Here is a 13,713-nt window from a genome sequence, read left to right as displayed (position 1 = left end):
CCCCGTCCCCCTATTTCGGCGCCGGCGCCGGCTTCAGCGACCCGGCGATCTCCACCGCCCGCTCCCGCGACGCCACGCCCTCCAGCCTCAGGGTCGTGTCGCCGCCCCGGCTCCACAGCAGGGTGGGACCCGAGGTCCGTTCCTCGCGGGTGAACCGGCCCCGGTCGTCCTCGAGCCAGAAGTCGAGCAGATGGGCGCGCGGGAACCACAGCGCCGAGTCGCCGTCGACCCGCACCCACTGGACCGGCTGCGGCACCGCTTTGGCGAAGCCGATGTCCAGATGCGCCGGGAACTCGTCGAGCCGTACCGTCCGGCCCTCCACCCGCCAGCACAAGGTCACCAGGAACCGCCCCTGCGGCTCCCGGCTCACCGACACCGCGTCCGGATCGCCCAGCGCCTCGGGCACCAGCGGCTCGAAGCCCGTCTGCCGGGCGGCCTCCCGCAGCGACACCGGCCGCCCGCAGCCGGGCACCTCGGCGCCGGGGGAGGGAGAGGCCGACGGGTCGTACCGCACCTCCACCCCGGCGAAGTCGAACCAGTCCAGGACCGCCGCCCGGACCGGAGGCGTGAGCGCCAGCACCGTGAGCAGCCCGCACAGCACTGCCGTCAGGGACCGGCGGCGGGCCCGCGCCCAGCGCCGAGCCGCCCGTATCCGCTCCACCGGCCCAGGCGGCTCGGCCACCGGCACCGGCAGCCGCTCGGCGAGTATCTGCGCCAGCACCCGCTCGGCCATCGACTCCGACCCGGACGGCTGCTCCAGGGACCGGCCCAGATCCCGCAACTCCTCCGGCAGCCGGGAGACCTTCCCCTCACGCCCGTCCTCCCGTCCGTCAGCCACGCTCATCACCTCCTCTCCCGGTCGCGCTTCCGATTCCTCTCCCGCCCTCCCCAGGCCGGAAGTCCGGCAGCAGTCGGCCCAGCTTGCGCAGAGCGCGGTTCAGGCGGGACTTCACGGTGCCGCGGGGCCAGCCCAGGGCCTGGGCCGTCTCCGGCTCGTCCATCTCCAGCAGATAGCGATAGGTGACGACCAGACGGTGTTCCTCACTCAGCTTCTCCAGGGCGGCCAGCAGGGCCGTGCGCCGCTCGGTCTCCAGGGTGGCGACCGCCGGGTCCGCCGAGTCCGGTATCAGCGGCTCGGCCTCGGCGAGGGCCGCCTCGCGGCCGGCGAGCGTGCGCTGCCGGGCCGCCGTACGGACTGTGTTCCTCGTCTCATTGGCGACGATCGACAGCAGCCACGGCTTGAACTGCGCGCCGTCCCGGAACCGGCCCAGCGCGCAGTACGCCTTGACGAACGCCTGCTGCACCACGTCCTCCGCGTCCGCACCGGCCCCGAGCGCCGCGGCCGCTCGCAGCGCGATGCCCGTATGGGCACGCACCAGCTCCGCGTACGCCTCCGGCTCTCCGGCGCGTACCCGGGCGATCACCGCGGCCTCATCGACGATGCGGCCCCCCTCCCGCGTCTTCACACTCTTGGTACACCGCCCGAGACCGATCGGTTCCCACCACTTTCCGCCCCGTCCCCGACCGCTCCCCGCGACCTGAGAGAATGGTGGGCATGGCCTCTGATCGACCTCGCGTGCTCTCCGGGATCCAGCCCACGTCAGGCTCGTTCCACCTCGGCAACTACCTCGGAGCCGTCCGCCAGTGGGTGGCGCTGCAGGAGTCCCACGACGCGTTCTACATGGTCGTGGACCTGCACGCGATCACGGTTCCGCAGGACCCGAAGGAGCTGCGCGCCAACACCCGGCTCGCCGCGGCACAGCTCCTCGCCGCCGGGCTCGACCCCGAGCGCTGCACGCTGTTCGTCCAGAGCCATGTGCCCGAGCACGCCCAGCTCGCCTGGATCATGAACTGCCTCACCGGCTTCGGCGAGGCCTCCCGCATGACGCAGTTCAAGGACAAGTCCGCCAAGCAGGGCGCCGACCGCGCGTCGGTCGGCCTGTTCACGTACCCCGTCCTCCAGGTCGCCGACATCCTGCTCTACCAGGCCAACGAGGTCCCGGTGGGCGAGGACCAGCGCCAGCACATCGAGCTGACCCGCGACCTCGCCGAGCGGTTCAACGGCCGCTTCGGGGACACCTTCACGATCCCCAAGCCGTACATCCTCAAGGAGACGGCGAAGATCTACGACCTTCAGGACCCGGCGATCAAGATGAGCAAGTCGGCGTCCACGCCGAAGGGCCTCATCAACCTCCTCGACGAGCCGAAGGCCACCGCCAAGAAGGTCAAGAGCGCGGTCACCGACACCGACACGGTGATCCGCTACGACGCCGAGGCCAAGCCGGGCGTGAGCAACCTCCTGTCGATCTACTCGACCCTCACCGGGACGGGAATCGCCGAACTGGAGGAGAAGTACGTCGGCAAGGGCTACGGTGCGCTCAAGACGGACCTCGCCGAGGTCGTGGTCGACTTCGTGACGCCCTTCCGGGAGCGGGCCCAGAGCTACCTGGACGACCCGGAGACGCTCGACTCGATCCTGGCCAAGGGCGCGGAGAAGGCGCGTGCCGTCGCGGCGGAGACGCTGGCGCAGGCCTACGACCGGGTGGGTTTCCTGCCGGCCAAGCACTGAGCCGGGACCGGGGCGCACCACCGCACACCCGTACGACCGGGCAGAGCGCTGCACATCACTGCGGCTGCGCCTGCCCGCGGCACAGTCGTGGCCGTACAGTCGATGACCGGGGCCCGCAGCAGACGCAGTACGCGCAGTGCAGGCAGTACGCGCAGCACAGGCAATACATGCAGCACAGGCAGTACACGCACTACGACACGACGACAGGAGACGACGTGGGGACCGTAACGATCGGTGTGTCGATCGCGGTCCCGGAGCCTCACGGCAGCCTGCTCCAGGAGCGGCGCGCGGGCTTCGGCGACGCCGCGGCTCACGGCATCCCCACGCACGTCACCCTGCTGCCGCCGACCGAGGTGGAGGCCGGTGACCTGCCGGCCGTCGAGGCGCACCTGACGGGCGTCGCCGCGGCCGGCCGGCCCTTCCCGATGCGGCTGTCCGGCACCGGCACCTTCCGGCCGCTGTCGCCGGTGGTGTTCGTCAACGTCGTCGAGGGCGCCGAGGAGTGTGCCCGGCTCCAGCAGCAGGTGCGCGACGCGTCGGGCCCCGTCGCGCGCGAGCTGCAGTTCCCGTACCACCCGCATGTCACCGTGGCGCACGGCATCGACGAGCCGTCCATGGACCGCGCGTTCGAGGAACTCGCCGATTACGAGGCCGCCTGGCCCTGCACCGGCTTCGCGCTCTACGAGCAGGGCCCGGACGGCGTCTGGCGCAAGCTGCGCGACTACCTCTTCGGCGGTTCCGTGGTGCCGCAGCAGGCCGGCGCCGCCTCGCTCGAGCAGGGCTCCCTGCCCGCGCACTGACCCACCCGCGCGCGGGTCACAGCGGCAGGCGCCGGAACACCCCGCGCGGCAGGTGCCGTACCGCCGACATCACCACGCGCAGCGCCCCCGGCACCCACACCGTCTCCGAGCGCCGCCGCAGCCCCAGTTCGACGGCCGTCGCCACCGCCTCCGCAGTGGTGGACAGCGGAGCGTACGTCGTCTTCGTCCGCACGGATCCGGGGCGTACGACCATGACGTGCACGCCGGTGCCGTGCAGGGCGTCGCCCAGCCCCTGGGCGAAGGCGTCCAGGCCGGCCTTGCTGGAGCCGTAGATGAAGTCGGCGCGACGGGCGCGTTCGGCGGCGACGGAGGAGAGCACGACCAGGGAGCCGTGGCCCTGGTCCTGCAGGGCGCCGGCGGCGATCAGGCCGGCCGAGACGGCGCCGGTGTAGTTGGTCTGCGCGACGCGCACCGCGGCGGCCGGTTCGCGCTCGTCGCGCGCCTGGTCGCCCGGGACGCCGAAGGCGAGCAGCACCATGTCGATGCCGCCCTCGGCGAACACCTTGCCGAGCACGGCCTCGTGGCTGTCGGGGTCGAGCGCGTCGAAGGCGACCGTACGCGTGTCTGCGCCGAGCACGCGCAGACTCTCGGCGGCCGCCTCCAGGGCCGGGGAAGGGCGTCCGGCGAGCCACACCGTACGGGTGCGGCGGGCGATCAGACGGCGGGCGACGGCCAGCGCGATCTCGGACGTACCGCCGAGGACGAGCAGGGACTGGGGCAGGCCGGAGGCGTCCTTCACGACAGCGTGCATGTCGGCGACCGTAGCGCCTCAGGTGCGCGACCAGTTCGAGAACATCCGTCCGCTCCCCGAAATGGGGTACTCGCACACATCGGTCTCCCGCGCGGAGGGCAGAGTCGGATCATGGACTGGCTGAAGAAGCTCCCCGTCGTCGGACCGGCGTACAACCGGCTGACGGCGACGCACGCCTGGCGGTCGTACGAACGGCTGGACCGGGTGAAGTGGACGCGGCTGGCGGCCGCGATGACGTTCGTGAGCTTCGTCGCGCTCTTCCCGCTGCTGACGGTGGCCGCCGCGATCGCCGCGGCCACCCTCGACAAGGACGGCCAGCAGGAGCTGGAGGACAAGATCGCCGACCAGGTGCCCGGCATCTCCGACCAGTTGGACATCGGCGCCCTGGTCGACAACGCCGGCACGGTGGGCCTCATCGCCGGCGCCGTGCTGCTGTTCACCGGCATCGGCTGGGTCGGCCAGATGCGCGACTGTCTGCGCGCGGTGTGGGAGCTGCCGGACAGCGAGGAGAACCCGATCCTGAGCAAGGCCAAGGACGCCGGGGTGCTGTTCGGCCTGGGCGGCGCCCTGCTGGTGACCCTGGGCGCCTCCACGGTCGCCTCGGCACTGGTGGGCTGGATCGTCGACCGGCTGGGCATCGAGCGGGGCGGGATCGGCAGCGTCCTGCTGTACCTCGCCGCGTTCGCCGTCGCGGTGCTGGCCGACTTCCTGGTGCTCCTCTACGTCCTCACCCTGCTGCCGGGCGTCGAACCGGAGCGCCGCCGTCTACTGGTCGCCGCGCTGATCGGCGCGGTCGGCTTCGAGCTGCTGAAGCTGCTGCTCAGCGGGTACATCCAGGGCATCGCCGCGAAGAGCATGTACGGCGCGTTCGGCGTCCCTGTCGCCCTGCTGCTGTGGATCAACTTCACGTCGAAGCTGGTGCTGTTCTGCGCCGCCTGGACGGCGACGCAGAGCAAAGAGCAGGAGCTGGGAACGGAACCGGAACCGGAACCGGAAGAAGAGCAAAAGCTCAGCGACGACGGCGCACCAGGTCCGGCAGCGGCCAGCGGCGGTTGACCAGGAACACGCCGGCCGCCAGCAGTGCCAGCACCCCGCCCGTGATCGCCAGGGCGACGCCCACCCCGCCCGAGCCGCCGTCGGTCGCCGCGCCGACGGCCGCCTGCTTGCCGGCGCCCGAGCCGGACCCGCTGTCCGTTCCCGAGCCGGAGCCGTCCCCCGAGCCGCCGCCCGCCTCGCCGGAGGCGTTCGCGCCGGGCTGGGCACCCGCGCCCGCCGCGCCCTTCGGCGGCACCAGCTCACCGACCGGCTGCACCTTGCCGGCCGCGCGGAAGCCCCAGTCGAAGAGCCGGGCGGTCTCCTTGTAGACCTCGTTGTGGTCGTCCTTCTCCGGGTTCATCACCGTGACCAGCAGCACCTTGCCGCCCCGCTCGGCGACACCGGTGAAGGTGGCGCCCGCGTTGGTGGTGTTGCCGTTCTTCACGCCCGCGATGCCCCGGTACTGGGAGATGTCGTAGTCGCCCGTCAGCAGCCGGTTGGTGTTCTGGATCTCGAAGGAGGGCCGGACGAGCCTGCCCTTCTTGTTCTTCGTCGTCTCGCCGGGGAACTTGGCCCGCGCGGTCGAGCAGTACTCGCGGAAGTCCTTCTTCTGCAGCCCGGAACGGGCGAACAGCGTCAGGTCGTAGGCGGAGGAGACCTGCCCGGGGGCGTCGTAGCCGTCCGGGCTGACCACGTTCGTGTCCAGCGCCTGGAGTTCCTCGGCGTGCCGGTTCATCTCGGCGACGGTGGCGTCGACGCCGCCGTTCATCGCGGACAGCACATGCACGGCGTCGTTGCCGGAGCGCAGGAACACCCCGAGCCACAGGTCGTGGACGGAGTAGGTCTCGTCCTCCTTTATGCCGACCATGCTGGAGCCGGCGCCGACGCCCGCGAGGTCGGAGGGCACCACCTTGTGCCGGTCGGTGCGCGGGAACTTCGGCAGCAGCGTGTCCGCGAACAGCATCTTCAGCGTGCTGGCCGGGGCGAGCCGCCAGTGCGCGTTGTGCGCGGCGAGCACCTCACCGGACTCCGCGTCGGCCACGATCCACGACCGCGCGGTGATGCCCTTGGGCAGCACCGGCACGCCGGGCGCGAGCTCCACCTGGGTGCCGGGCAGGCCGAGCCGGGCGCCGCCGACCTTCGACATGTCCGCCGGGGGAGTGGCCGAAGGGCTCACCGAGGGACTCGGCGACGGCTTCGGCGCGGCCACGGCGGCGGGCGCGGCCAGCGGCAGGGACAGCAGGGCGGCGGAGGTGACCAGCAGGGATCGCCTGACGGTCTTCTTGGGTGCGGGCACGACCGAGAAAGTACATGCACGGGAAGACGATGTCCCGCCCGCCTCCCCACCCCGGCCGAGGAACCCACCGGCCGGCGGCGATACTGGAGCCATGAAACTCAGCCGCCCCGTCTCCTGGTTCCTGCTCGCGTTCGGGGTCTGGAGCTGGGTCATCTGGATCACTTTCGTCAAGAACCTCGTCAAGGACGGCAGCGGGCTCGCCTTCGAGGACGGCGACCCGACGGCGTACTTCTGGGTGCACCTGCTGCTGGCCGTCGTCTCCTTCGTATTGGGGACGGTCGTCGGGGGCATCGGGTTGCGCGGTCTGCGCGCACTGCGCCGAACCTCATAGAGACCTCACCGATCTCACCCACAACCGGATCAGGGGCACGACAGCGTGGTCATCGTCTTCGCACTGCTCGCACTCGGCGTCATGGTCGTCGCCAACTGGTACCTGTGGCGCCGTCTGTTCCGGGACACCACCGCAGGCCCCGGCTGGGTGCGCCGCGCGGGCGCGGTCCTGATCGCGGGCGGCTGGGCGCTGTGCATCGGCGCGCTGGTGGCCGAGCGGACGGAGGCGCCGTTCTGGCTCCAGCGGACCCTGGCCTGGCCGGGCTTCCTGTGGATGGCGCTCGCCATATACCTCCTGCTGGCCGTGGTCGTGGGCGAGGCCGTACGGCCGCTGCTGCGACGCGCGCTGGAACGCCGTACGCCCGACGTGCCCGTACGACGCGCGGAACCGGAACCCGCGACGGTCGGCGCGCCGCCGCGTGGACCCGAGCCCGAGCCGGTGACCCCGCCCGAGGCCCCGGCGCCCTCCCGCCGCCTGTTCGTCTCCCGTGTCGTCGCCGGAGCCGCCGCCGCGGCCGCCGTCGGAACCGTCGGATACGGCACGTACGGCGTGCTGCGCGGCCCCGGCGTGAAGCGGGTCACCGTGCCGCTGGCCAGACTCCCGCGGGCCGCGCACGGCTTCCGGATCGCGGTCGTCAGCGACATCCACCTCAGCCCCGTCCTCGGCCGCGGTTTCGCGCAGAAGGTCGTCGACACCATCAACTCCACGCAGCCCGACCTGATCGCGGTGGTCGGCGACCTCGTCGACGGCAGCGTGGCCAACCTCGGTCCGGCCGCGGCCCCGCTCGCCGGGCTCGAAGCGCGGCACGGGGCGTACTTCGTCACCGGAAACCACGAGTACTTCTCCGGCGCCGGCCAGTGGATCGAGGAGGTACGGCGGCTCGGGATGCGCCCGCTGGAGAACGCCCGCACCGAACTGCCGTACTTCGACCTCGCCGGCGTCAACGACATCGCGGGCGAGAGCGAGGGCCAGGGCCCCGACTTCGCGCGCGCCCTGGGCGACCGCGACCGTACGCGCGCGTGCGTGCTGCTCGCCCATCAGCCGGTGCAGATCCACGAGGCCGTCGAGCACGGCGTCGACCTCCAGCTCTCCGGCCACACCCACGGCGGCCAGCTCTTCCCCGGCAACCTCATCGCCGGTGCGGCGAACCCGACGCTGGCGGGCCTGGACCGCTACGGCGACACGCAGTTGTACGTCTCCCGCGGTGCGGGCGCGTGGGGGCCGCCCACGCGCGTGGGCGCGCCCTCGGACATCACGGTCGTGGAACTGGCGTCCAAGCAGGCCTGACGGCGTCCCCGGCCTGGTGGGGTCCGCCGTGCCGAACTTTGGCCGAGAACCGCCTGGGAAACGTTCCCATAACGACTCGCGACAATTTCTTCCTCAACTTCTCAGATCGCTCTTCCGCCCGCTCAGGCCCGTGTGGTTGATTGAGCCCGGCCACTGGGGAGGTGGCTTCGTGTTGCCTGGGGAGGGGAACCGGTGCGTTCGGTTCGCATGCGGATTCTCGTGTCGCTGCTGGTCGTGGCGGCTGCGGGAGTGGGTGGCTGGCAGTTGCTGCCACTACAGGACGACAGGGACGACGCCATCGCGGTCGGCACCACGGACGCCGTGACGTCGCTCGACCCGGCGGGGGCGTACGACGCGGGATCGTGGGCCCTGTTCAGCAACGTGTTCCAGTCACTGCTGACCTTCGAGCCGGGCGGCGCCGAACCTGTGCCGGACGCGGCGGAGGAGTGCGACTTCGAGGGCACGGACCTGCGCACCTACCGCTGCAGACTGCGCGAGGGCCTGAAGTTCCCCAGCGGGCGCGAGATGACCGCGAAGGACGTGAAGTTCTCCTTCGACCGGCTGCGCACGATCGACTCGGACGTCGGCCCCGCGTCGCTGTTCACCACGCTGAAGTCCGTCGAGGCGGACGGCCGTACGGTGACCTTCCGGCTGTCCTCCTCGGACGCCACCTTCCCGTTCAAGGTGGCCACCGGCGCGGGCGCGATCGTCGACAGCACCAAGTACCCGGCCGACGCCCTGCGCGAGGACGACGCCGTCGACGGCACGGGACCGTACGAGCTGACCTCGTACACCAAGGACAGCAGCGCGGTCCTCACGCCCAACGACGACTACCGCGGCGCGCTGAAGGACACCGGCAAGCCGGTCGAGCTGCGCTACTTCGGCGACTCCGAGGCGCTGGACCGGGCGTGGAAGGGCAAGCGGATCGACGTGGCCGCGCGCCAGCTGCCGCCGAAGGTGCTGTCCGCGCTGTCCGCGAGCGACCCGGACATGCGGGTGTCCGAGGCCGACGGCTCCGAGACCCGCAACCTGTACCTCAACACCCGCAAGGGCAGGGCGCTGCACGATGTGCGCGTCCGGCAGGCCATGGCCTGGCTGATCAGCCGCGAGGACCTCGCCGTCAACGTCTACGACGGGACGGTCGACCCCCTCTACTCGCTGATCCCGGCCGGCATCCTCGGCCACACCACGTCGTTCTTCGACACCTACCCCGAGCAGAGCGCCGCCAAGGCCCGCGCCCTGCTCACCGAGGCCGGCGTGGACCTCCCGGTCCGCTTCACCTACGGCTACGGCAAGGGGCGCGGCGCCGCGGAGGCCGAGGCCAAGGCGATCGAACGGCAGCTGGAGAAGGACGGCCTGTTCCAGGTCACGCTCAAGGGCTACGAGTGGACCGACTTCCAGAAGCAGTGGGCGGGCGGCCGGCTCGACGCGTACGCCGTCGGCTGGGTCGCCGACTACCCCGACGCGGACACCTTCGGCGCCCCGCTCGTCGGCACCGACGGCACCATGAACACCGGCTACTCCTCCAAGGAGGTCGACGCGCTGATCCAGGCGAGCCAGCGCTACGCCGACCGCGGCCAGGTCGCCGACGACTTCAAGGACCTCCAGCAGACGATCGCCGAGGACGTGCCGGTCATCCCGCTGTGGCAGGGCAAGGAGTACGTCGTCGCCAGCGTGGACGTCGGCGGCGGCCAGTACCTCTCCGACGGCACGGGCGTCTTCCGCCTGTGGCGCCTGACCTGGATCTGACCGGCCCTCAGCCGCTGTCGCGCCCGGTGGGCCCCTTGCCCGCCGGGTCCGGCACCATCCGGGTCATCCCCGGCAGGAAGTCGGTGAACAGCTCGTGCACCTCGCGCACGAGCGGGCGCAGCACGCGGAAGCGGGCCAGGGAGACGCCGCGGGCGGTGAGGCGGGCGCCCCGCTCGGCCAGCTTGTAGCTGCGCTCCCGCCCTGCAGTGCGATCGAAGATCCAGTACAGGACCAGGCCCATCTGGGAGAGCCACATCAGTTCGGGGAGGATGTCCCGCAGCTCGTCCGGGACCTTCGTCTTCGTCGCGCCCCTCAGCACCTCCCGGTGGACGCTGATCGCCTCCACGCGCGCGTGCTCCGACTCCGGGGAGAAAGGGCTGAGGGGGCTGTCCGGGTCGGCGGCGTTCTTGAAGAACTGGACGGCGAACTCGTGGTACGGCGTGGCGACGTCCAGCCAGGCCTTCAGCACACCCGCGAGGCGCGCCTCCAGGTCGGTCTCCCGGGCCAGGACCTCCCGGACCGCCGCCTGGTGCTCGGCGGCGATCCGGTCGTAGAAGCCCTGGATCAGGTGCTCCTTGCCCTCGAAGTAGTAGTACGCGTTCCCGACGGAGACCCCGGCCTCCTTGGCGATGGCCCGCATGGTCGTCTTGTCGTAGCCCCGCTCCTGGAACAGCCGCATGGCCGTCTCCAGGATCAGCGCGCGGGTCTGCTCGGACTTGCTGGGCTCGGGGCTGTCGTTCCGCGGGGGGCTGTCGTTCTTCGAGGGCACGGAGCGAGCCTAACCAGTACGGATCAGGAGGACTGCGCCGCCTGGTAGAGGTTCTGCGCGTCGGTGCCGAAGTACGGCCCGTACATGCGGTTGGGCAGGAAGTTGTACTTGAAGCTGTTCACCGAGGACAGCAGGCCGCTGCCGGTCGCCTCGTCGAACTGGCTGAACCAGGGCCCGCCGCTCGCGCCGCCGGTCATGTTGCAGGCCATGCCGTGGTCGCTGGACAGCAGGAAGTCCCGGCTGGTGGTGCCGCTGCAGTAGATGAACTTCTCGCCGTCGTACGGGGACGCGGCCGGGAACCCGAAGGAGTACATGCGCAGGCCGTACCCGGTGTTGAAGGCCAGTCCCTGTCCGCCGACGACGTCGGTGAGCGCGCGCCCGTCCAGCGGGGCGACGACCGCGGCGCCGATGTCGTAGTTGATGTCCTCGCTCGCCGTCCACTGGGGTGTGGACAGGGTCTTGGTGGCGGCCCAGCGGCCGTAGGGGGCCTGGCCGTCGTGATAGCCGGGCACGAAGACCCAGTTGGTGTGCCAGGCGCCCTCCAGCTTCACGCAGTGGCCGGCCGTGATGACCGTGCTCTTGTTGTTGCTGGTGACGGCGTTGCCGGAGCAGGACGCCGTACGGCCCTGGTAGCTGAAGAACACCCGGCCGGCCGTGGAGACGACCTTGCCGCCGCCGGTCCAGGCGCCGCCTGCGTTGGGGAAGGCCAGCACACCGAGGTCCGGGGAGGTGGGCCGGACCGTGCTCGGGGCGCCCTGGCGCGGTGCCTTGTGCACGCCGGTCCGGCCGACGCTCAGCAGGTCCAGCGGCTGCGCCTCGCGCATCCGCCGCGGGGTCCAGAAGTCACGCGCCTGCTGCTGCGCGGCGGCCGGGATCTGCCGTACGGCGGTGCTGTCGGGCTGCGGGGCGGCGGCACCCGCCGGGCTGGCCAGGGCGCCGGTGGCGAGCAGCGCGGTGACGCCGGCGAGTACGCCGAGGAAGGTGCCGGAGATGCGGGGTATGCCTCTCACGCGAACTCCTTCTGTGTGGGGGCGAGCTGCGGGGGCAGCGTGCCAACGCGGCCGCGATTTTGGAAGGGTGCATGCCAAAACTGCGGGCCTCGGCTGCCGTGCTGCGGTCCTCGACTGACCTGCTGCGGGCCTCGGCTGCCCTATTGCGGCGTGCAGGCCCCGCCCTCGCACCCCGGCCCCGTGTACCTCCAGCCCCACGACGGGTCGTACGACCACCCGTCGGTCCGCCGGTACACCTCGCGGCCCTGCTGGTCGCGGCCCCACCGTCCGTCCCGCCACTTCGCCGCCGCCAGGGCCGCGCCCTTGGCGAGGCGCATTCCGGCGGGGCTGCTCAGGCGGTGGGCGAGCGGCCGGTGTTCGCGCAGGGCCCACAGGACGACGACCCAGGCGGCCGCGCCCTGCCAGAGCTGACCGGTGTCGCCCACGACGGTGATGTCGTCGAGGGTGCCGGCGTGGTCGAGGCCGGGGAAGCGCGCGCGGGCCTCGGCCGAGGCGGCCGGGATCAGCTCCAGCGGCACCAACTGCCGCTGCCGGGCGAGCCAGTCGCGCACATGGGCGCACAGGGCGCACTCGGCGTCGTAGAGGACGGTGAGCCGGCGGACCGGGACGCGCGTGGCGGCGTCCCGGTCCTGGACGGTCGGTGCCGTGCTCATGCCTGGGCCGTCCAGCCCTGCGGCGCGACCGGCGGCACCTGCTCGCGCTCCATCGCGCCCCGGCGCCGGATCCGGTTGAGGACGTAGACGTTGCCCAGGTGCATGATGCCGAGCACCAGCAGAACCACGCCGAGCTTGGCCGACAGGTTCTCGAAGATGCCGCGGGTGTCGGAGACGTCTCCGCTGTCCGTCATGAAGAGGGCGACGAAGCCCATGTTCACCAGGTAGAAGCCCACCACCAGAAGGCGGTTGACGGCGTCGGCGAGCTCTTCGTTGCCGCGCAGGACGTCGGCGAGGAAGACCCGTCCGTTGCGGCTGAGCGTGCGCGCCACCCACACGGTGAGGGCGATGCTGACGGACAGGTAGATGACGTAGGCGATGACCGTGCGGTCCATGGCCTCCCCCTTCTTGAACGCGTTCAAAACGCTGACAGGGAAGACTGTAGACCTGGTTTTGAACGCGTTCAACGCAATAGCGCGCGGAGCGGGGAGACCTGCGTCACGGTCTGCGGCCCAGCTCCGGCCGCTTGGTGTAGTCGGTGAACCCGATGACGTTGCCCCACGGGTCGGCGATCTCCACCGTCCAGCCCGTGGCCACCGAGGCGGGCTCGTCGAGCGGCACGATCCCCGCGGCCCGCAGCGCCCGCGCCGCCACCCGCGCGTCCGGCACCTCCAGCCAGACCTGCGCCGAGTGCCACGGCGGCGGCCGGTGCCCCAGCTCGTCCTCCACCCGCAGCAGAATCCCCGGCGTCTCCCCGCCGACCTTCAGCGACGCGATCCCGGCCTCGTCGATCCGGAAGCCCACCGCGAACCCGGCCCGCTCGTAGAACGCCACCGCCTCGCCGAGATGCCCGACCGGCAGCAGCACGTTGTCGAACCCGAGCAGTTCGTACGACTCGTCATCTGACATGCCATCAGGCTAGGTGTCCGGTCGCCCGGAACCCGGCATTGTCAGTGGTGCCTCGTACTGTCGGCGGCATGGGAATCGTGATGTTCGTCGACGAGACGACCAGCGGGAGCCGCAGCGAGGGCCGGCCTCTGGAGGTCGCCGAGGAGCGGCTCGGCGCGCGCGAACTGATCCGGCGCCGGGTCTTTGAGGAGGTCGCGGAGTACAACGCCCGCACCCCGGCCGTCTTCCAGGGGCTCGTCCAGCCCCAGGACGCCGAGCGCGTCCTCGACGGCTACGCGTTGCGCACGCCTCGCCGCATCGACCCGGAGCAGCAGACCGCCCTGGCCCTGGAGGCGTTCACCCGCAACGGCTTCCTGCTGCTCGTGGGGGACCGTCAGGTGACCGAGCTCGACGAGGAGATAGAGCTCGGATCCGGCACCGAGGTCACGTTCCTGAAGCTCGTGCCGCTGGTGGGCGGCTGATGACCCTCTGGCGGCGGTCCGCGGCCGGCGCGGCACACTGCGGACGCACAGGGGCCCCGCCCCCCGGTGCG

At 71.5% G+C, this 13,713-nt stretch carries 16 protein-coding genes; 7 read left to right on the top strand and 9 right to left on the bottom strand.

Annotated features, from left to right (window positions below):
- Positions 1–10 precede the first annotated feature (10 nt).
- Positions 11–844 carry a hypothetical protein gene (locus RKD23_RS14600; RefSeq protein ID WP_424854080.1) on the bottom strand — a complete coding sequence of 278 codons (834 nt, stop codon included), beginning with the start codon at positions 842–844 and terminating at the stop codon, positions 11–13.
- Positions 831–1,466, bottom strand: a complete 636-nt coding sequence (locus RKD23_RS14595) for an RNA polymerase sigma factor (RefSeq protein WP_424854079.1) — start codon at positions 1,464–1,466, stop codon at positions 831–833. The genes RKD23_RS14600 and RKD23_RS14595 overlap by 14 nt, the downstream gene beginning before the upstream one ends.
- Positions 1,467–1,555: 89 nt before the next feature.
- Here RKD23_RS14595 and trpS point away from each other — a divergent pair, with 89 nt between their 5' ends.
- Both trpS and RKD23_RS14585 read left to right on the top strand, forming a co-directional pair.
- A complete protein-coding gene (gene trpS, locus RKD23_RS14590) occupies positions 1,556–2,569 on the top strand; it encodes a tryptophan--tRNA ligase (RefSeq protein ID WP_404043462.1) in 1,014 nt (337 codons plus the stop codon).
- A gap of 215 nt (positions 2,570–2,784) precedes the next feature.
- Positions 2,785–3,369 (top strand): 2'-5' RNA ligase family protein, encoded by a 585-nt coding sequence (locus RKD23_RS14585; protein WP_424858239.1) that lies wholly within the window; start codon positions 2,785–2,787, stop codon positions 3,367–3,369.
- Positions 3,370–3,385: 16 nt separating this feature from the next.
- On the opposite strand, the gene RKD23_RS14580 is transcribed toward RKD23_RS14585, so the two are convergent.
- On the bottom strand, positions 3,386–4,129 hold the full coding sequence (locus RKD23_RS14580) for a decaprenylphospho-beta-D-erythro-pentofuranosid-2-ulose 2-reductase (protein WP_424858238.1): 744 nt from the start codon (positions 4,127–4,129) through the stop codon (positions 3,386–3,388).
- Between the two features lie 123 nt (positions 4,130–4,252).
- Between RKD23_RS14580 and RKD23_RS14575 the strand changes: the two genes are divergently transcribed.
- The gene (locus RKD23_RS14575) at positions 4,253–5,197 is read left to right on the top strand and encodes a YihY/virulence factor BrkB family protein (protein ID WP_424854078.1); all 945 of its coding nucleotides are present in this window, start codon (positions 4,253–4,255) and stop codon (positions 5,195–5,197) included.
- Here the strand turns inward: RKD23_RS14575 and RKD23_RS14570 are convergent.
- Entirely contained in the window at positions 5,151–6,473 is a 1,323-nt protein-coding gene (locus tag RKD23_RS14570) for a D-alanyl-D-alanine carboxypeptidase family protein (protein WP_424854077.1), read from the bottom strand. The two genes, RKD23_RS14575 and RKD23_RS14570, sit on opposite strands and share 47 nt — an antisense overlap.
- Before the next feature lie 91 nt (positions 6,474–6,564).
- Here RKD23_RS14570 and RKD23_RS14565 point away from each other — a divergent pair, with 91 nt between their 5' ends.
- The 3 genes from RKD23_RS14565 (at position 6,565) to RKD23_RS14555 (ending at position 9,840) form a co-directional block, all read left to right on the top strand.
- A complete protein-coding gene (locus RKD23_RS14565) occupies positions 6,565–6,804 on the top strand; it encodes an SCO4848 family membrane protein (protein ID WP_404043454.1) in 240 nt (79 codons plus the stop codon).
- Between the two features lie 45 nt (positions 6,805–6,849).
- Entirely contained in the window at positions 6,850–8,091 is a 1,242-nt protein-coding gene (locus RKD23_RS14560) for a metallophosphoesterase (RefSeq protein WP_424854076.1), read from the top strand.
- A 207-nt stretch (positions 8,092–8,298) separates the two neighbouring features.
- Positions 8,299–9,840, top strand: a complete 1,542-nt coding sequence (locus tag RKD23_RS14555; protein WP_424858237.1) for an ABC transporter substrate-binding protein — start codon at positions 8,299–8,301, stop codon at positions 9,838–9,840.
- Between the two features lie 7 nt (positions 9,841–9,847).
- Here the strand turns inward: RKD23_RS14555 and RKD23_RS14550 are convergent, their stop codons facing one another.
- From RKD23_RS14550 to RKD23_RS14530, 5 genes are all read right to left on the bottom strand, one after another.
- Complete coding sequence (locus RKD23_RS14550; RefSeq protein ID WP_424854075.1) at positions 9,848–10,609, bottom strand: TetR/AcrR family transcriptional regulator; 762 nt, start codon at positions 10,607–10,609, stop codon at positions 9,848–9,850.
- Positions 10,610–10,632: 23 nt separating this feature from the next.
- On the bottom strand, positions 10,633–11,619 hold the full coding sequence (locus tag RKD23_RS14545; RefSeq protein ID WP_424854074.1) for a trypsin-like serine peptidase: 987 nt from the start codon (positions 11,617–11,619) through the stop codon (positions 10,633–10,635).
- A gap of 140 nt (positions 11,620–11,759) precedes the next feature.
- Complete coding sequence (locus RKD23_RS14540) at positions 11,760–12,272, bottom strand: thiol-disulfide oxidoreductase DCC family protein (protein WP_424854073.1); 513 nt, start codon at positions 12,270–12,272, stop codon at positions 11,760–11,762.
- On the bottom strand, positions 12,269–12,667 hold the full coding sequence (locus tag RKD23_RS14535; RefSeq protein ID WP_424854072.1) for a hypothetical protein: 399 nt from the start codon (positions 12,665–12,667) through the stop codon (positions 12,269–12,271). The genes RKD23_RS14540 and RKD23_RS14535 overlap by 4 nt, the downstream gene beginning before the upstream one ends.
- A 103-nt stretch (positions 12,668–12,770) precedes the next feature.
- Positions 12,771–13,181, bottom strand: coding sequence for a VOC family protein (locus RKD23_RS14530; RefSeq protein ID WP_424854071.1), 411 nt, complete (start codon positions 13,179–13,181; stop codon positions 12,771–12,773).
- Between the two features lie 68 nt (positions 13,182–13,249).
- On the opposite strand from RKD23_RS14530, the gene RKD23_RS14525 reads away from it, so the two are divergent.
- Complete coding sequence (locus RKD23_RS14525) at positions 13,250–13,642, top strand: hypothetical protein (RefSeq protein WP_424854070.1); 393 nt, start codon at positions 13,250–13,252, stop codon at positions 13,640–13,642.
- The last annotated feature ends 71 nt before the right edge of the window (positions 13,643–13,713 follow it).

It is taken from the genome of Streptomyces sp. SAI-170 (genome assembly GCF_049739565.1).
GTDB lineage: Bacteria > Actinomycetota > Actinomycetes > Streptomycetales > Streptomycetaceae > Streptomyces.
Note: the sequence above shows the minus strand (reverse complement) of the source record. Positions and strands in the feature narration are given on the sequence as shown.